The organism is Pristimantibacillus sp. Z349TD_6 (assembly GCF_056173205.1).
In genome coordinates, this window is sequence record NZ_CM149662.1 from 1482810 (window position 1) to 1500595 (window position 17786).

The window sequence follows — 17786 nt, forward strand, 5'->3', positions numbered from 1 at the left end:
ACATTATACGATGGAGGTTTTTACTCATGATTAAAACAGTCATATTGGATTGGGCAGGTACAGTGGTTGATTATGGAAGCTTTGCACCGGTTGAAGCGTTTCGCCGCTTATTCGAAGAAAGAGGCATTGAGGCGTCGTTCAAAGCGATTCGGAAGCCGATGGGTCGTATGAAAAAGGATCATTTGCGCGATATTTGCTCCGATCCTGCTGTGTCAGCTGCATGGCAAGCGAAGTTTGGCAGCAAGCCAAATGAAAATGACATCGATGAAATGTATGAAAAGTTTGAACCGATGTTGTTCTCAATCCTTCACCATTATGCAACTCCAGTGCCCGGAGCGCTTGCCCTTATTGAGAGACTTCGCGAGCAGGGCATCAAGATTGGAACGACGACTGGTTATACGCGTCCCATGATGGACATTATTGCACCGGAGGCTGCGAAACAAGGATATTCGCCAGATAGTACTGTAACGCCAGATGAAGCAGCTGAAGGCCGCCCGCATCCATGGATGATTTTCCGCAATGCGGAGCTGCTCGGTACGTATCCGATGAGCCATATCGTCAAATGCGGCGATACCGAAGCGGATATGAGAGAAGGCCGTCATGCAGGCGTATGGTCAGTAGGCGTTATTTTCGGCGGGAATGAAGTGGGTTTGACACAAGCGGAAACGGAAGCTCTGTCTGAGGGCGAGAAGGAGAAGCTGTTTGTTGAAGTTTCGGATCGCTTGATGCAAGCGGGAGCACATTTTATCATTCGTGAGATTGGCGAGTTGGATGGCGTTATTTCACACATCAACGAAAGACTACAAGCGGGGGATCGTCCATGAAATCACATAATGATGCATTATTGCTAACAGAAAATCCGTATCTACTTCTTACGCCAGGACCGCTAACGACGACTCGAACCGTGAAGGAAGCGATGATGAAGGATTGGTGTACGTGGGATGATCAATACAATCAGCTGGTATCTTCGATAAGAGAGCGGCTCGTGAAGCTTGCTGTACAAGCGGCGGAAGAAGACTACACTGCTATATTGATGCAGGGCAGCGGGACGTTTAGCGTGGAAGCCACAATAGGCACGGCGATGCCGAAGCAAGGCGGTAAATTGGCTATTGCCGTTAATGGCGCTTATGGCGAGCGAATGGTTCAAATTGCCGACGTGCTTGGTATTTCAGTTACGCCAATCCGATTTGACGAGCGCAGTCCTATCGATCCTAAAGTCATCGAGAAAGCACTTCAGGATGATCCTCAAATTACACATGTTGCCATCGTACATTGCGAAACGACAACAGGTATCCTTAACCCTTTGAATGAAATAGCTCAAGTTGTTAAGCGCTATAATGTCACGTTTATTGTTGACGCTATGAGCAGCTTTGGCGGTGTAGCTATGGACATAGATGAGCTGGGCATTGATTTCCTCATTAGCAGCAGCAACAAATGTATCCAAGGGGTACCGGGTTTTGGTTTTGTAGTTGCCCGTCGTGATGCCATTGCCAAATGCAAGGGCCATGCGCGCTCTTTATCGCTTGATTTGCATGACCAATGGGACATGATGGAGCGCTCGAATAGCAAATGGCGTTATACTTCGCCGACACATGTTGTTCGCGCATTCGATCAAGCGCTGAAGGAGCTGGAGCTTGAAGGCGGAATCGCGGCTCGGGAAGCTCGATACAGCAGCAATCAACAAGTAATAACTGAGGGGATGGAGGCTGCTGGTTTCAGTGCGCTGCTGCCTCGTGAATGGCAATCTCCTATTATTACAGCATTTCGTTACCCGAGCGCTAACTTTTCATTTGAATCATTTTACGGAAGCTTGAAGAAGGAAGGTTTTGTTCTGTATCCAGGGAAGCTGACCTCGGAGCCGACTTTCCGAATTGGCAGCATCGGTGATGTTAATCCAGCAGATATGGAACGATTGGTTCATGTGATCAAAAGCATTTATTCTTCCTTTGACAAGGAACAGTAGGAGAGTGTAGACGATGAAAGTATTTTGTCTTGGCGGTGCAGGTCGAATTTGTATGGAAGCGGTGCTGGACCTTGTTCAGTACTCCTCATTTGAGGTCATTACGATCGGTGATTTCAATTTGGAAGCGGCGCAGCAGCTTGCTGCATCACTGAATGATAAACGTGTCAATGCAGTCAGAGTAAATGTGCATGATCATGCGGCAACGGTAGAACAGCTTCGCGGCTACGATATTGTAATGGATGGAACTACGATTACATTAAACGGCTTGTCTACGGCATGCATTGCAGAGGCTGGCTGCCACGGCATTAATTTGAACGGCTTTGGCGAAGAAGATGCAAGCCACGATGTATTTGTCCGCAACGGAAAAATGTGTTTGCCAGGCTTCGGTATGACACCCGGTGTAACGCAAATGATGGCGATGCATGCTGCAAATCAGTTGAAGGAAGTACATGAGGTACGGGTTAGTCATGGCTCATACCGGCCGATTGCTTTCTCCAAATCAATAGCGGAAACGACGGTTTATGAGTATGATCCGAAGCTGCCGGGCCGTGTAGTTTATGAGAAGGGGCAATTCATTCAGGTGGAGCCGTTTGCTCGTCCACGTGAAATTGAGCTGCCAGATCCTTACGGCAAATCGATTCAATACATTATTCCGCACGCAGAGACACGAACGCTGGCAAAGGCGCTTGAGAGCAAGGATGTTCAGTTAATTGAAGTACGCGGTACATGGCCTCAGCAAAATATGAGACTCGTCCGTGCGTTATATGACTACGGGTTTATGCGCAACGATCGTATAAACATTGCCGGCCAGGAAATTGGCATTATGGATGCGATTGGACAATACTTATTCGAATCGCAGGAAGGCCATGAAACGGAATTATACGGTTATTCACTTCATATTGAAGTAACGGGGATTTCGGCACAGACTGGCGAAGCTTGCAAACATACACTTACCCATACACATCCTGCATCGGATGGATCAGTAGAAGGCTGGGAGAAACTCCGTGCGTACACTAGAAACGTCGGAATTCCACTTGCGATAGCGACCGAGCTTATTGCGAGCGGTCAAACGTTATGCAAAGATCAAACAGGAATCATAACACCGGAAGAAGCTTTTGAACCGAGCATTATATTTGAGCAGCTAAGCAAGCGCGGCATTCTCATTCATGAAAAGATTGAGAGTTTAGTTGAAGTAGGCTAGAATACGATTAATAATCAAAACAGTAGACTAAGCTGAAGACGAAGGGGAAATAGAGATGTCGCTAGCCGGAGAAGAGCGGAAGCAGATCATCATTAATATGCTGCAGCTAAAAGGGAAGGTTCGAACGCCGGAGCTTGTGCAGGCGCTTGATGTATCATCGGAAACGATCCGCCGTTATTTGGAGGAGCTGGAGGATGAGCTTAAGCTGAAGCGAGTATATGGCGGCGCCGTTAAGATTAATGTGGAGCGGGAAGAGCCCGCTTATGTTCGGCGCGAGGTGCAGCAGGCTGAAGAGAAAAGAAGGATCGGACGAGCTGCCTCCTCTCTCATTCAGGATAAAGACGTTGTTGTCATCGACGATGGAACAACCACGCTGCAAATGATCGATTCACTTGCTTACAAAAAACAACTTACCGTTCTTGTTACATCCGTTTATACCTTAAACTTGCTGATTGGCTACAAAAATCGCAATATATTTGATGGTGAAATCGTGCTTATTGGCGGTCGCATTAACCCGAAGCATTACCGGACATCCGGTACGCTTGCGATGGAGTTTATGTCCAATTTTAATGTGGATAAGGCTTTTATCGTTGCTGACGGACTACAGATTGATAGCGGTGTAACAAGCTATGAGGATGAGCGCGGCGTGTTGGCTAGAACTTTCATGAAACAAGCCAAGCAAACGATCGTGTTAGCTGATTATACGAAGATTGGAACGAACCATTTTTATAAAATTGCCGATTTTAAAGAGATTGATATGATTATTAGCGATGTAGCGCCTCCCCAGGCTTGGCGTTCCAAGCTTGATGATCAGGATGTGCACTGGATTGTAGCAGAATAGCTGTTTATGGCAAAGGAACCTTCGAGTCTAATAGGACTTGGAGGTTCTTTTTTTTATACCAACCAAATGCAAATTACTCAAAGGAAAAACACATCTAATTAGCAGAAATCAAAAACAAAACAATTTATTTACTTGTATTTTACAGTGCGTTAAACAAACAAGCATATAGTAGTAATAGAGAAGAAGAACAAACAAAGGGAGAGAAAAAAATGAAAAGAAGCTGGTTTCTGCTTGTGAGCATGATAGTTATTGTTACGGTTTTATCCGCATGCGGAGGTAACGGAGGATCGAGCAATAAAGGAAATAACAAAATGGGCAATACTTCAGAAGCAACAGAATCAACAGAATCGTCGCTTGATACGGACAGTAAAGAGCTTACCGTATATACTGCGCTTGAGGATGATCTTATTAAAGAGTATTTGAAAACTTTTTACGAAAAATACCCAGACATCAAATTGAATATTGTTCGTGATTCAACAGGTATCATTACGGCTAAGCTGCTTGCTGAAAAGGATAATCCGCAAGCGGATGTCGTGTGGGGCGTTGCAGCAACAAGCTTGCTCGTACTGGATCAAAACAGCATGCTGGAGCCTTATTCTCCTGCTGGCGTAGATCGGATTCTTGCTGAGTTTAAAGATACTAGAAGTCCGGAGCATTGGGTAGGCATTGATGCATGGGAGACGGCATTTATTGCTAATACGGTTGAGCTGGAGAAAAAAGGTTTGGCCGTACCGAAGACTTACGAGGATCTGCTTAAGCCAGAATATAAAGGTCTAATTACGATGCCTAACCCTGCATCATCTGGTACGGGTTTCCTCACGGTATCGGGCTTGGCGCAGCTGCTTGGAGCAGATAAAGCATGGGATTATTTGGACAAACTGCATGAAAACATTGGCATCTACACGCACTCAGGTTCGAAGCCGGCAAAAATGGCTGGTACTGGCGAATATCCAATCGGGATCTCCTTCGGATACCGCGGTATTAAAGAAAAAAGCGGCGGATCGCCAGTTGAAGTAGTGTTCCCGTCAGAAGGCTCAGGCTGGGATGTTGAGGCAAATGCTATGATTAAGAAATCGAAAATGAAAAAAGCAGCACAGACGTTTTTGGACTGGGCAATTACAGACGATGCAATGGCTGAATATAGCAAAAACTATCCGATCGTAGCTGTGAAGAGTGACACTAGCGTCATTCCAGAAGGGTATACTAAAAACCCGATTGAGCAATTAATCAAATACGATCTGCAAGAAGCGGCTAAACAAAGAGACACTATTTTAAAAGAGTGGAGCAACCGCTACGACAGCAAGAGCGAGCCAAAATCATAATAGTTGTATAAAGAAAAAGGCTGACAAGCGCTAGTTAAGCTGCTGTCAGCCTTTTCACTAGCAAGCTCCCTATTGAATATAACGAAAAGCACGATTTGGAAGGAGAATGGATTTAATGGACATGTTGTTGAGAGTGAAGAAAATAGCAATTTTGTTAATAGTGATGACGTTGTTTTCTAGCGTCTCTACGCTAACGAGCGTTGGCCGCTCAGCCTTGCTGCCTTCTGCATATGCTGCGGCTGCAACCTTGTCGCTTACCGTCAATCAGAAAAATGCGGCGGTTGGACAACCAGTTGAGGTCGTTGTAAAAGGGGAGCAATTAAATGATTTATATGGCTTCGAGATTAAACTGAAGTACAACACAGCAAAGCTTAAATTCAAACAGGCAACAGCAGCGTGGAAAGGAATGCCCATTTCACCGATTGATAAGGATGGAGTTATAACATTCGCTCATACGAAGATTGGGAAAGATAGCGGAGTGAGCGGATCGGCAGCTATAGCCACGTTTACTTTTGAGGGAGTTGCGAATGGAAAGGCGAGCGTTGAACTTGTAGAAGCGAAGCTGGTCGATAGTCAGGTAAAGGCCGTTCAGCTGAAAAATGCGGCGAAGCTGGCTTTGCTCTTAAGCTCTTCGACGCCAGTGTCCTTCAGTGACATAAAAGGCCACTGGGCCGAGGAAAATATTACAAGAGCGGCTTCGCTTGGCATCGTAACAGGCTTTGAGAACGGTGCTTTTCAACCTAATGGCTGGGTAACGCGTTCGCAATTTGCTGCTATGATCGGACGTGCTTTCGAGTTGAATGCTAAGCAAGCGAAGGATGTTAATTTTAAAGACAAGGGACAGTTTCCAGCTTGGGCAGAGGCGTTCATAGCGGAGGCTGTGAATGCTGAGGTAATTAGCGGTTATGACGATGGTACATTCCGTCCAAATCGCCATATTACAAGAGCGGAAATGGTGGCAATGACGATGCGTACAGCTGGTTTTCCGCTCGACGAGAACCCGTCAATTCGTTTTGCGGATGCCTCGCAAATACCAGCTTGGGCTAAGCCTGCTGTAGCGGCTGCTGTTTCTCGCAATCTGCTTAAGGGGAGAAGCGGAAATCGCTTTGAACCGCAGGCAAAGGCTACTCGTGCAGAAGCATTGACGTTTATTTTGACGCTCATCGATAGCCAGAATAAATAGACTTGTTCACCCAGAGCAGAGGCGTTTAGTCATTGCAAGAAAGTGTGGGCGGGCATAAAAAATGAGCAGGAGCACATTTTACGAAATAGCCTATACCTTTTTTACTAAAAATCATAGGATACTGTACCTTAGTAAAAAGGAGATGAACAAATGGGCTATGGAGTAGCAGGGGTTGGCGCAGGAAATTGCGGACCTTCTTATCCAGTTGCAGGTGTTAGCAATTGTGGAACTGGAGTTGGCGGCTGGGGAACTGGTATCGGTATTATATTGGTACTCTTCATTTTGCTTGTTATTATTTCCCGCGCTGTATGCTGGTAGTCAACAAAGCTTGCTTGTAAATCGGAATCAATGCGTTTTCCACTAATTGAAATAGTATTAAACCCCCAAGTGCCTGAGCCTTGGGGGTTTTGCTTGTTCATGCTATTCGCGAACCTCTGCAATGAGCTCGATTTCAACTGGCGTATGGAATGGAAGGTCGCTTGTACCAATCGCGGACCTTGCATGGCGTCCATTTTCTCCGAATACTTCAATGAGTAGATCCGATGCGCCGTTTAGTACATAAGGCTGATCGCCGAAACCGGGAGCGCTGTTGATGAAACCAAGAATTTTTACGATTTTTACGACACGGTCAAGGTCGCCTAGGTGAGCTTTCATCGCCGCAAGCAGGTTGATAACGACTTGGCGCGCTGCTTCTTGTCCTTGCTCGATCGTTAGATCAGAGCCGATTTTACCTTCATACATGAGAACACCATCGATACGGCAGTCGAAGCCGGAAGTGTAGATGAGATTGCCCGTTTGGTTGACCGGAATGTAGGAGAATTTAGGTTTAGTCGTTTCAGGCAACACAATTCCTAGCTCAGCAAGACGTTTTTCAATAATAGACATTATAAGACAGCTCCTTGTTTATCAATTGTATATTGCAGGTTAACTAATGCGTGCAGCAATGCTGCGCGCGAATAAGATTACCTTCGCGCTTATGCGTGTGTTCACCATGTGAAAGCGTGAGTTGGCCGGAAACGATAACATGCGAGATGCCGGACGGATATTGACGCGGGTCCTCGAACGTAGCTGTATCTTGAATGACAGCTGGGTCGAATACCGTGATGTCAGCAGCATATCCTGGCACAAGCAGTCCTCTTTTGCCAAGTTTAAAGCGCTGTACCGGAAACGAGGTTAGCTTGCGAACCGCTTGCTCAAGCGACAGTACCTTATCTTCACGCACATATTTGGCAAAGACGCGTGGAAAGGTGCCGTACGTGCGCGGATGAGGCTTGCCGATCTCGCAGTTCAAGCTGTCGGATGCAATCAATGATTTCTCATAACCGATGACCTGCTTCACATCGTCGTCGGACATATGGAAGTAGACAATCGCGATTTGACCATTCTCCTCGAGCAGAAGATCCATCATGCAATCGACGGGATGTTCTCCGCGAAGCTCAGCAACCTCGGCGATGGATTTGCCTTCGAGTGCCTTGTTCGCTTCGGTCTGAATCGAAGAAATAATGATGCTGGACCAGCCAGTTGAACATACAAGATTATCCCAAGTGTCCTGCTCGCGGCTTAGCTCTTCTTTGATCCGCAGGCGGAGCGCCTTATCGCGGAACGCTTCAAGTGTTGCATGAATGCCGCCCTCTAGCACCCAAGGAGGGAGGACGGTTGTTAAGGTGGTGGAGCCTGCCGCGTAGGGATAAACATCAACTGTGACGTCCATACCACGTGCTCTTGCCGCTTCTACAAGCTCCAGCGCATCAAGCGCTTTACCCCAATTGGCGCGGCCTGCTGCTTTCAAATGACTGATATGCAGCGAGATGCCGACTCGTTCAGCGATCCATATGACCTCTGCAACGGACGGCAGCAAGTTATTGCCCTCACCGCGAATATGTGTGGAGAGCAGACCGTTGTATTTAGGCAAAACGCTGCAAAGCTCAACCAGCTCTTCGCGTGAAGTATAGCTGCCAGGTGCATACAACAAACCAATTGATAATCCGATTGCGCCTGCCCGCAGCCCTTCTTCAAGCAGTGTCTTCATCCGCTCGATTTCGTCCTTCGTCGCAGGACGGTTCTCGAAGCCCATAACAGCGATACGCAGTGCACCGTGTGCCACATAGGTGGCGATGTGCTCCGATGGATTGGATTTGCTGACAAAATCCATATATTGACCAACCGTTTCCCACGGCCACTCCCAGCTTGTACTCCCGAGTACGGGCTGCACATACGACTGCAGCAGTGCGCCTTTACTCCGAATAAATGGAGCAGGGGCGAGGCCGCAGTTGCCGACAACCTCAGTTGTTACCCCTTGCTGCAGCTTAATTTCACTGTAAGGATGATCAATAATCATCAGATCCGAGTGGCAATGCCCATCGATGAAGCCAGGAGAAATCACTTTGCGTCCCACATCAATAATTTGGTTTGCCTCTTGATCAATTTGGCCGATAGAAACAATGATGCCATCTTTGACCCCAACATCGCCGCCGTACCAAGGATTGCCGCTGCCATCGACGATTTTGCCGTTTTTCAAAATAAGATCGAGCATGTTATAAGCCTCCTCCTTCTCGTTATTCGAGCATTCCGCGAGCGGCTACAGTCGTTTTGTGAAGCTGCCCAGTGGAATCCTTAATGTAGACAAAGCTGTGCAAATTAACGGTGCTGCAAATATGATTGGGGATGATACGCACCAAGTCGCCAACCTGATAGGTGGAATCCGGCTGTACACGAATCATGCCGTGCTCCTCATTCATTCGCTCCAAAATCGCTTCAGAATCTCCGATGATATGACCGAAGCCCTTAAGGAATAAAGGTGAATTGCCCGGTTGTACGTCCGTTGCGAATGTTTTGCTGCCGCCGTCTATGATGATTAAATCTTCATAGGGCCTGCTGACAATGGTAGCCAGCACAACGCCGGCACAATCTTCAAGCGCACATGTTCCGAAAGCTGCCTGCATCCGGTCTTGATAAATGTAAGTACCGGGACGAACTTCAGTGATGCCGTCAACTTCAGCGGCGAACAGCGCAGTAGGCGAAGAGCCTACACTTACATCCTCAATGGAGATGCCTGCGCTCCGTAGAGCTGCAGCAGCCTCAACCATCAATCGCCCCTCTTCATGACCGGCTGCTTGCAAATCGAGCGTCGATGCTCCGCCGACCATAGCCCCTCGATAGGTGAAAATTCCGCTAAGCTTTATCCCTTCAAGATCATTGATTTGCTTTGCAAGCTCCACGGCTTTGTCGATCGTAATTCCTGTACGGCGAAGTCCCGTTTCCAGCTCTAGGCGTACTTCCAGCACTGCGCCTTCACGCACGGCTGTCTCAGAAATGCGCTTCGCACCTTCTAAGCTATCGACTCCGATAATTAAACGGATGCCGGATAAACTGAGCCGAGCTGCACGTTCAAGCTTGGATTTGGCCACTAACGGATAAGCGACAAAAATATCACGAATGCCGCCGCTCGCCATGATCTCTGCTTCGGAAATTTTGGCTACGGTGATGCCGATGGCACCCGCTGCCAGCTGCCTTGATGCCATTTCCGGCAGCTTATGTGTTTTGGCATGGGGACGTAGCTTTACGCCGCGTTTTGCGATAGCTTCTGCCATTGCAGCAATGTTGTTGTCGACAGCATCACTGTCGATGACAACGCATGGTGTTTCTAGCTTAAGCAGAGTTTCCTCATCTTTGCTTATATTCAATATTTCGCTCATTCGCTTGCTCCTTCATCGCTATCTACGCCTTTGGATTCCTCCAAATAGCTGTATAACGTAAATTTTGAAATGCTCAAATAGCTGCAAACCTTCTCGCCTGACTTTTTAATGAGAAAAGCACCCTTTTGATCAAGCAATTGAATGATTTTAATTTTATCTTCTTTGGTCATGGCAGCTGGCGGCTTGCCAATCGTGACCTGCGCTTCCTGTATGAGCGTATCAAGCAGGTCGTTTACATTGCTGACAAACGATTCTCGAACCGGCTGTAGTCCGCTCGCTGTCAGCGATTGAAGCGTTTTCTCGGCAACCATCAGATCGGTAATGTCGAAGTTGATGCAGAGCGCTCCAATGATGGTGCCGGCGTTATTTTTTACATACATGGAGGTCGAACGGAGAATACGTCCATCCTTCGTCTGGGTAACATAATTATGGCGGTTATCACCCTCGGAGGTGCCTCTCATAATTTCCAGTCCAAGATTCGTGCCGGGATCTCCTACATTTCTTCCGGTGACGTGGCCGTTCTCGATGACAACAATGGTGCTGTCTACGGGCTTTGACCAGTCATGCACAACGACCTCGCAATTGTCTCCAAACTGCGCGGTTATACCTTTGGCCATCTCCGTCAAAAATAGTAATTCTTGAGATATTGATTCCACTTGCATTCACTCTCCACTTTCTTAAAGCCTCATTGCCCACATGGTACTACGACTTACTCGAAAAATCAAACAAAAAATCTGTTAACCTAAAAAAAAGTGTGATAGGATGTTTTTAAACTTTTTATTGATACGAGAAAAGGAGAGTGGGGATGAGAGATGCGCTGGATTAGTAGCTCATTAAAGCGTAAGTTATCCTTTTTGCTGCTGCTATCGGTTCTCATTCCGCTGCTCGCGCTGGGCTTATTTGCCTACAACATGGCAGCGACAGCTACGGAAGAGAAGGCAAAGCAATCGGGCAAGAGCCTATTGCGTCAGACGGGTACGAATCTCGAATTTATCGTTCAAGATATCGAGAATATGTCCTTATTTTTGATTGGGCAAAAGGATGTACAGCAATATTTGAGCAGTTCAGGAGAAAATGCGGTTAAACAAACGCAAATGATTGAGTTTCTATCTAATCTGGTGTTCTCCAAATCGTATATTTCGGACATCACGATTTATCCGCAAAGCCAGTCGCATCCCGTTTCAAATACAACGATTTTTGAGACGGAATTATCCGAGCTGACTGGAGAAGATATTGAGCATTATCAATCTAGTACAAAATGGTGGACGAGCCGCTACGAGACGGATACAGCAGCTGGGGTGAAGCAGGTGATCTCACTCGTCAGGCCGATTCGCAGTCTGAACAGCTTCAAACAAATTGGAACGTTAGTCATAAGCCTTAACGAGGAGGCTGTTTCCAAGCTGATGAATCAGGCGGGCATTTCAGCGGGGGGCTATGTCGTTTTGTCCAATGAGAAGGGACAAATCTTGTCCGGCAGTGATCAAAGCAGGTCAATGATGACAATGGAAGCTCTGCTGCCAGGCTTGACGATAAGAGGAAATGCAGGAACGCTCAACTACGGCCATGGTGAAAGTAAACAGACCATACTCTATGACACGGTTGCTGATGTAGGCTGGCGGCTGACGGGCGTCATGCCCTTCACAGAATACAAAGCTCAAAATAATTATGTCCTGCAGCTGATGGCGATCGTCATTATTTTTTCGGTGCTGCTCGTGGCTGTACTCGTTCTTTATTTCGTTCAACGAGTGACCAATCCGCTTATTATGCTGACGCAGTTTCTAAAGCACTCGAACCCGGAAGAGCCGATGCAAACGTATCCTGTGGAAACGATGGATGAGGTTGGACAGCTTGTGCGAAGCTACAATAAGCTAAGCGAGCGAATTGAAGGCTTGACGGAGCAGGTAAAGCTGGAGGAATCATCAAAAAAAGAAGCGGATATGCATGCGCTGCAAGCGCAAATCAATCCTCATTTCTTGTACAATACTCTATCCTCTATCCACTGGATGGCGCTCATGAATCAAGATGAGAAGACGGCCGATATGGTAGGCAGCTTAAGTGATTTTATGCGATTCAGCTTAAACAATGGCGAGGAGTTTTGCTCGGTTGAGCAGGAGGTGGCGCATGCCGGCCATTATGCCAATATTCAGTCGATCCGCTTCCCGGACAAGTTTGAGTTTATCGTTCAGGTCGATCAGGAACTAATGGACTTAACGATGCTGAAGCTTCTGCTGCAGCCTTTAATTGAGAATGCACTTATTCATGGGATTCAGAAGAAAGCTGAAGCTGGATTGATCAAAGTAACCGCACATATGCAGGGATTGTTTATGTCCTTTGCTGTAGAAGATACAGGTGTTGGCATCGACTCGGTTAAGCTGGCTGCTATATATAAGGAGCTCCATGGACCGGATGATCGCAAAAAAGAACGTGATCGCCTAGAACGCGGCAGCTATGGACTTCGCAACGTCCATAAGCGGCTGCAGCTGCATTACGGGGCAGAAGCAGGCTTGCGCATTGAAAGCTTGGACGGAATAGGGACACGCGTGTCCTTCTCGATTCCGATGTTACACGAAGGAGGCAAAGCCTAATGAAGCTGTTAATCGTAGATGATGAGGTCATTATTCGAACAGGTCTGAGTACCGTTATAAAATGGGCAGAACTTGGCTATGAGCTGCTGCAGCCGGCAGCATCCGCCGAGGAGGCGCTTGCTCGTCTGGAATTGGAGCAGCCGGAAATTGTATTGACGGATATTCAAATGACGGGACGCAGCGGACTAGAGCTTGCGGGGGATGTCAGGAGACTGCTGCCTGATAGCGAGGTTATTATTTTGACAGGCTATGATCAATTTTCCTATGCCCAGCAGGCGATTCGAGAAGGAGCAGGAGATTATTTGCTCAAAACGAGTCGTCCGGATGAAATCATCCGAGCGGTAAATGGAGCGAAGATGCGAATTCTGCAAAAGTGGGAGGCACTAAAGAAAGACCAGCTTCGCGATAGATTGCTTGAGAGGCTGATTGCGGATACGGAAATTGACAATCATTCCGCAGAGAAAGCGGCGAAGCTTCTGCCGAAGCTGCGCTTGAACGAATCATATTTTTATCAAACGGTAATTGTCTCGGCGGAAGGCTGGGGAAATGAAGCGGGACACGGCTATTTATTGCTTTTTGCCGTGCACAATATGATAAGTGAGCTGATAGATGGAGAAGCTCTTTTGCGTAAAGATAGTCTCGTCATTCTTCTTAGGCATGAAAGCATGCGAGTAGATCAATCACAGCTCGCTAGATTGATGGAGCGGGTAACAAGGAAGCTGAAATGCAAATTGTTCGGGGCAACAGGCACGGTTGTTTCAGATTGGCATAAGCTTCAGGATTCGTACACGGAGGCTTCTTATGCCTTTTTGTTCAAAGGAATTATTGGCCAAGAAGGACTGCTTGCATACGAGGATATAAAGGGACGCCGAGGCGGACGTACCGTCTGCTCGCAGGAGGAAGAAGGACAGCTCACTGCGTTATTCCAGAATGGATCGGACACGCAGCTTTACCAATGGGTTCAAGAGCTCATCGAACTCCAGCTTAAAGATGGAGATACGACGCCGGATTCCTTGCAGAAGTTTCTTCAATCCGTCCAAATTTCTGCTCACCGCTGGGTCGAGCGAGTCATTGCCTCTTTTGGAGAATCTGCTGCCCTCTCCAAAGAGAAGTTTGTTAACAGCATTTCCCCCTCGCCAATCACTGATAACGGAGTTGGATTGCTGTATGAGCAGCTTCACCAATTGATGATGCTGTACCGTGAGACGATCGGGCAGGAAGGCATACCTTACATTAAGCGTTCGATTGCCTATATTCATGATCATTTGGACAAAGAGCTCACATTGCAGCAGGTTGCCAAGCATGTTCATTTGAATCCAAACCACTTCAGCGAGGTATTCAAGCGTGAGACGGGCTATACCTACATTGAATTTGTAACTCGCATGAGAGTGGAGCGCGCCAAGCGGCTTTTGGATGAATCACCGATAAAGGTGAGTGAGGTTGCAAGCCGCGTGGGCTATACGGATATGAAATATTTTAGCCAATTGTTTAAACGGTTTACGGGTTTTACACCTTCGGAATACCGGACGAGAAGCTGAAGTTTATCTACCCTACTCCTGAGTTCTGTCCCCTGCCCATGTCGCCTATGATTCCCTATACTCGGAGGTAAGACAAATATCAAGGAGGAAACATGACATGAAGAAGACACTAACAATTGCAATTATGGTCACTCTAATGATTTCTATCTTGGCAGCGTGCGGCGGAACAAACAATAACGGCAAAAAAAATGAGGACGGCAGTGAGCCGGCAGCTGAGAAAGTGAAGCTAAGCCTATGGCATAACTTTACCGGTGACGATCTTAGAGCGCAAACGATGCGTTCGATTATTCAGCAGTTCCAGACCGATCATCCGAACATTACGCTCGATATTCAAGCGATCCCGCCAGACGGCTATAAGACTCGTCTAAAAACGGTCGCTGCGGCAGATGAAATGCCGGATGTATTTATTTTATCCAATGGCTCTATGACACAGGAATTTTCAGCAGGCAAACTTATTCAGCCGGTAAATGAGCTGATTGACAGCCACAAAGAATGGAAAGAAGGTTTCATGCCTAATTCCTTCGACGCTTTCACAGTAGATGGCAACATCTATAGCGCTCCAATGGGCTTGTCGCCAACATCGATTCTATACTACAACAAAACGATTCTTGAAGAAAACGGCCTTACTGTTCCAAAAACATGGGATGAGCTGTTGAATGCAATTAGCGTACTGAAAGGCAAAAATATTACGCCAATCGCTCTAGGAAATAAAGCGGCTTGGCTCGCACAATCCAGTATTTTCAGCTCATTGGCTGACCGCGTAACAGGTACGGAATGGTTCTTGAAAGCAGCAAGCCAGGATGGTGCGGCATTTACGGATCCTGAATTTGTACAGGCATTAACTTACATGCAGCAGCTAGGTACGGCAGGTGCATTCCAAGACGGATTTAACGCAATCGACAACACGCAAATGGAGCAAATGTTCGCGCAAGGCAAAGCTGCGATGATGATTGACGGCGGCTGGGCATTGTCGAATCTAGCCTCCAACGCTTCAGAAGATGCACTTAAAGCAATGGGTGCAACGGTTCTTCCATCCATTCCTGGTGGAAAAGGCGATCCTAATTCTCTATCTGGTGTCGTAGGTGTCGGCATGGGTCTAGGCAAGGATGCGATTGGTCCGAAAAAGGATGCAGCATTTGAACTTATTTATGCGATGTCGGGACCAGAAGCGCAAAAGCGTACGCTTGAGAGCAATCAGCTTGTCAGCTACAAAGTAGAGCTGGATAAGAGCAAAGTTTCTCCAATCTTTAGCGAAGTGTATGAGCTTGTGAACAGTGTGAAGATGACGCCGGTGTATGATGGCAAGCTGACTTCTGCAGGAGCTGAGGCCGTGAATAATGGACTACAGGAGCTGTTGATGGGCGGCAAACCGGAAGACATCGCGAAAAAAATCCAAGAGGCGCAAGCGAAAGCGCTAGGAAAGTAACATAGCTGCTCGGTAGTTAGGTTATTGGGTACAGGGAATTTCCTGATCGCATGAAGATCGGCAAGCTCAAGTCCTTTACAGCAAGCACAACTGGAAGCTGCTGAAAGGATTGCATGCCGAAGCTGTCAGGAAATCCCCGTTCTCTTACTAGCATTACGAAGCAGGTTTGCTGCGCAAACCTTGGCTCATGCTTACGAAGTAGGTTTGCTGCGCAAACCTTTAGGAGGGACGATTATGTCATCATCTTTACGCATCAGAGGCTTTATCGCTATCGGACTTCTTCCGGCGCTTGCGCTTTTCATCTTTTTCGTTATCGTACCGATACTATGGTCATCTTATTATGGCTTTTTTGATTGGAAAGGCATTGGGGAGATGCGGTTTATCGGACTGGATAACTATAAAGAGGTTATTCAAGACCGGTTGTTCTGGCATTCGTTCAAAAACAATCTGCTCATTGTTGCTGCGTCTGTTTTCGGTCAGGTGCCGATTGCACTGGTTTTGTCCTTAGTACTGCTCAAAAACGGCTGGTTCCAAAAGTTTATCCGAGCTTCCATCTTTATGCCAATGGTGCTCTCTTCCGTTGTAGTCGGTATCATTTGGGGATATATTTATCATCCGCAAATTGGAGTACTGAATTTTTTGCTCGACACTTTGGGATTAAGCAGTTGGAAACAGCAGTGGTTGTCTGACCCATCGATATCGATGTATGCCATCATGGTTCCAATCATTTGGTTGAATGTCGGTCCATATCTCATTATGTTTATTGCCGCTTTGCAAAATATTCCGAGTGAAATTGATGATGCAGCGCAGATTGACGGCGCAAAAGGCTCTCGCAAGCTGTTCTCGATCAAGCTTCCGATGATTTGGGATACGATTAAAGTAGCCGTGGTGCTCTGTATATCCGGCAGCCTTAAAGCATTCGATCTTATTTATGTCATGACAGGCGGCGGACCGGCGAATTCGACGGAGCTGCTCGCATCGTACATGTACAATAATACATTTTCGATCTATCGCTTCGGTTATGGCAGCGCAGTATCCACCATGATCATCATCATCAGCTTGGTTCTCGTAGCGGGAAGCCAATATCTAATGAAATCAAAAAAATAATGGAGGGGGACTCACAGTATGACTACGCCATCAATTAGCGCTTCACACTCAGCCTCCTCCGCAAGTTTAGGAACAGGGCTGCGCAAGCTGAGAGGAAGCTTGCAATCCATTGGTCTTACCGTATACGCCTTAGTCACGCTTTATCCGCTCATTTGGCTGTTTATTAGCGCCTTTAAAACAAATGAAGAATTTTACTCGCGTCCATTCGGTCTGCCGGACATTTGGAATTGGAGCAACTTCACTCGTGCTTGGGAAGTTGCAGATATGGGCACTGCGTTCATGAACTCGGCCATTGTTACTTTAACTGCGCTTGTCATTACGCTTGTAATGGGTGCATTAAGCGCGTATGTGATCTCACGCTTTCAGTTTAGAGGCAAGCTGCTCGTAATGGGCATTTTTATGCTCGGCATGCTCATCCCGATTCACAGCACACTCGTTCCGCTGTTCATATTAATGAACAAGATCGATATTTTGAATACTTATGCGGCATTGATTTTGCCTTATACAGCGTTCGAGATGCCGATTGCGATCTTTGTCTGTGTAGCTTATATGAATACCTTTCCGAAAGAAATTGAAGAGGCTGCGATGATTGACGGGTCTGGTTACTGGGGAATTTTCCTTCGTATGATGCTTCCATTGTCCCTTCCGGCTCTAGCGACAGTTGGTATCCTAGCCTTCTTGAGATATTGGAATGATTTCTCCTTCGCGCTCGTCTTTATTAGTGACCCTGGCTTAAAGACGCTGCCGCTCAGTCTATCCATATTTGCAACAGGTTACTCCACAGACTATAAGCTTACGATGGCAGCGATGGCACTTGCTGTTATTCCAACGATCATTGCTTATCTGGCATTTCAGGAGCAGGTCATGAAAGGGATGACAGCTGGAGCAGTTAAAGGTTAGTTAGAGGATAGTAAACAAAAAAAAC

The 17786-nt window shown here is 46.9% G+C and carries 16 protein-coding genes; 12 read left to right on the top strand and 4 right to left on the bottom strand.

The genetic code is table 11. The annotated features are described in order from the left end of the window. Positions 1 to 26: 26 nt before the first annotated feature. From phnX to AC0VYE_RS06395, 7 genes are all read left to right on the top strand, one after another. Positions 27 to 824 carry a phosphonoacetaldehyde hydrolase gene (phnX, locus tag AC0VYE_RS06365; protein ID WP_475446797.1) on the top strand — a complete coding sequence of 266 codons (798 nt, stop codon included), beginning with the start codon at positions 27 to 29 and terminating at the stop codon, positions 822 to 824. Then, positions 821 to 1963, top strand: coding sequence for a 2-aminoethylphosphonate--pyruvate transaminase (phnW, locus tag AC0VYE_RS06370; protein ID WP_475446799.1), 1143 nt, complete (start codon positions 821 to 823; stop codon positions 1961 to 1963). Before phnX ends, phnW begins: the two co-directional genes overlap by 4 nt. A 13-nt stretch (positions 1964 to 1976) precedes the next feature. After that, the gene (locus AC0VYE_RS06375; protein WP_475446801.1) at positions 1977 to 3164 is read left to right on the top strand and encodes a saccharopine dehydrogenase family protein; all 1188 of its coding nucleotides are present in this window, start codon (positions 1977 to 1979) and stop codon (positions 3162 to 3164) included. A gap of 55 nt (positions 3165 to 3219) precedes the next feature. Continuing rightward, positions 3220 to 4005 (top strand): DeoR/GlpR family DNA-binding transcription regulator, encoded by a 786-nt coding sequence (locus AC0VYE_RS06380; protein WP_076269749.1) that lies wholly within the window; start codon positions 3220 to 3222, stop codon positions 4003 to 4005. A 209-nt stretch (positions 4006 to 4214) separates the two neighbouring features. After that, positions 4215 to 5327, top strand: coding sequence for a putative 2-aminoethylphosphonate ABC transporter substrate-binding protein (locus AC0VYE_RS06385; RefSeq protein WP_475446803.1), 1113 nt, complete (start codon positions 4215 to 4217; stop codon positions 5325 to 5327). Between the two features lie 115 nt (positions 5328 to 5442). Beyond that, complete coding sequence (locus tag AC0VYE_RS06390) at positions 5443 to 6510, top strand: S-layer homology domain-containing protein (protein ID WP_475446805.1); 1068 nt, start codon at positions 5443 to 5445, stop codon at positions 6508 to 6510. Between the two features lie 150 nt (positions 6511 to 6660). Further along, a complete protein-coding gene (locus AC0VYE_RS06395; RefSeq protein WP_179089870.1) occupies positions 6661 to 6828 on the top strand; it encodes a hypothetical protein in 168 nt (55 codons plus the stop codon). A gap of 102 nt (positions 6829 to 6930) precedes the next feature. Here AC0VYE_RS06395 and AC0VYE_RS06400 read toward each other — a convergent pair whose 3' ends face one another. The 4 genes from AC0VYE_RS06400 to AC0VYE_RS06415 are packed head-to-tail and all read right to left on the bottom strand — an operon-like array spanning position 6931 to position 10861. Next, complete coding sequence (locus AC0VYE_RS06400) at positions 6931 to 7395, bottom strand: RidA family protein (RefSeq protein WP_076269751.1); 465 nt, start codon at positions 7393 to 7395, stop codon at positions 6931 to 6933. Positions 7396 to 7438: 43 nt separating this feature from the next. Next, positions 7439 to 9043: an N-acyl-D-amino-acid deacylase family protein gene (locus tag AC0VYE_RS06405; protein ID WP_076269752.1), complete on the bottom strand. Its 1605-nt coding sequence runs from the start codon at positions 9041 to 9043 to the stop codon at positions 7439 to 7441. A 22-nt stretch (positions 9044 to 9065) separates the two neighbouring features. Further along, positions 9066 to 10205: an alanine racemase gene (locus AC0VYE_RS06410; RefSeq protein WP_475446808.1), complete on the bottom strand. Its 1140-nt coding sequence runs from the start codon at positions 10203 to 10205 to the stop codon at positions 9066 to 9068. Continuing rightward, entirely contained in the window at positions 10202 to 10861 is a 660-nt protein-coding gene (locus AC0VYE_RS06415) for a helix-turn-helix transcriptional regulator (protein WP_076269800.1), read from the bottom strand. The genes AC0VYE_RS06410 and AC0VYE_RS06415 overlap by 4 nt, the downstream gene beginning before the upstream one ends. A 156-nt stretch (positions 10862 to 11017) precedes the next feature. Here AC0VYE_RS06415 and AC0VYE_RS06420 point away from each other — a divergent pair, with 156 nt between their 5' ends. The 5 genes from AC0VYE_RS06420 (at position 11018) to AC0VYE_RS06440 (ending at position 17761) form a co-directional block, all read left to right on the top strand. Next, positions 11018 to 12790 carry a cache domain-containing sensor histidine kinase gene (locus tag AC0VYE_RS06420; RefSeq protein WP_475446811.1) on the top strand — a complete coding sequence of 591 codons (1773 nt, stop codon included), beginning with the start codon at positions 11018 to 11020 and terminating at the stop codon, positions 12788 to 12790. After that, positions 12790 to 14328, top strand: a complete 1539-nt coding sequence (locus AC0VYE_RS06425; protein ID WP_475446813.1) for a response regulator — start codon at positions 12790 to 12792, stop codon at positions 14326 to 14328. The genes AC0VYE_RS06420 and AC0VYE_RS06425 overlap by 1 nt, the downstream gene beginning before the upstream one ends. A gap of 97 nt (positions 14329 to 14425) precedes the next feature. Continuing rightward, the gene (locus AC0VYE_RS06430) at positions 14426 to 15754 is read left to right on the top strand and encodes an extracellular solute-binding protein (RefSeq protein ID WP_475446815.1); all 1329 of its coding nucleotides are present in this window, start codon (positions 14426 to 14428) and stop codon (positions 15752 to 15754) included. Positions 15755 to 15988: 234 nt separating this feature from the next. Beyond that, complete coding sequence (locus AC0VYE_RS06435) at positions 15989 to 16861, top strand: carbohydrate ABC transporter permease (protein ID WP_076269757.1); 873 nt, start codon at positions 15989 to 15991, stop codon at positions 16859 to 16861. Between the two features lie 18 nt (positions 16862 to 16879). Then, on the top strand, positions 16880 to 17761 hold the full coding sequence (locus AC0VYE_RS06440) for a carbohydrate ABC transporter permease (RefSeq protein ID WP_083682329.1): 882 nt from the start codon (positions 16880 to 16882) through the stop codon (positions 17759 to 17761). Positions 17762 to 17786: the final 25 nt, after the last annotated feature.

What these genes read in the sequence shown, in the direction of transcription:
- phnX (WP_475446797.1), top strand. Translation starts at nt 27, where the DNA reads ATGATTAAAACAGTCATATTGGATTGGGCAGGTACAGTGGTTGATTAT.
- phnW (WP_475446799.1), top strand. Translation starts at nt 821, where the DNA reads ATGAAATCACATAATGATGCATTATTGCTAACAGAAAATCCGTATCTA.
- AC0VYE_RS06375 (WP_475446801.1), top strand. Translation starts at nt 1,977, where the DNA reads ATGAAAGTATTTTGTCTTGGCGGTGCAGGTCGAATTTGTATGGAAGCG.
- AC0VYE_RS06380 (WP_076269749.1), top strand. Translation starts at nt 3,220, where the DNA reads ATGTCGCTAGCCGGAGAAGAGCGGAAGCAGATCATCATTAATATGCTG.
- AC0VYE_RS06385 (WP_475446803.1), top strand. Translation starts at nt 4,215, where the DNA reads ATGAAAAGAAGCTGGTTTCTGCTTGTGAGCATGATAGTTATTGTTACG.
- AC0VYE_RS06390 (WP_475446805.1), top strand. Translation starts at nt 5,443, where the DNA reads ATGGACATGTTGTTGAGAGTGAAGAAAATAGCAATTTTGTTAATAGTG.
- AC0VYE_RS06395 (WP_179089870.1), top strand. Translation starts at nt 6,661, where the DNA reads ATGGGCTATGGAGTAGCAGGGGTTGGCGCAGGAAATTGCGGACCTTCT.
- AC0VYE_RS06400 (WP_076269751.1), bottom strand. Translation starts at nt 7,395, where the DNA reads ATGTCTATTATTGAAAAACGTCTTGCTGAGCTAGGAATTGTGTTGCCT.
- AC0VYE_RS06405 (WP_076269752.1), bottom strand. Translation starts at nt 9,043, where the DNA reads ATGCTCGATCTTATTTTGAAAAACGGCAAAATCGTCGATGGCAGCGGC.
- AC0VYE_RS06410 (WP_475446808.1), bottom strand. Translation starts at nt 10,205, where the DNA reads ATGAGCGAAATATTGAATATAAGCAAAGATGAGGAAACTCTGCTTAAG.
- AC0VYE_RS06420 (WP_475446811.1), top strand. Translation starts at nt 11,018, where the DNA reads ATGCGCTGGATTAGTAGCTCATTAAAGCGTAAGTTATCCTTTTTGCTG.
- AC0VYE_RS06425 (WP_475446813.1), top strand. Translation starts at nt 12,790, where the DNA reads ATGAAGCTGTTAATCGTAGATGATGAGGTCATTATTCGAACAGGTCTG.
- AC0VYE_RS06430 (WP_475446815.1), top strand. Translation starts at nt 14,426, where the DNA reads ATGAAGAAGACACTAACAATTGCAATTATGGTCACTCTAATGATTTCT.
- AC0VYE_RS06435 (WP_076269757.1), top strand. Translation starts at nt 15,989, where the DNA reads ATGTCATCATCTTTACGCATCAGAGGCTTTATCGCTATCGGACTTCTT.
- AC0VYE_RS06440 (WP_083682329.1), top strand. Translation starts at nt 16,880, where the DNA reads ATGACTACGCCATCAATTAGCGCTTCACACTCAGCCTCCTCCGCAAGT.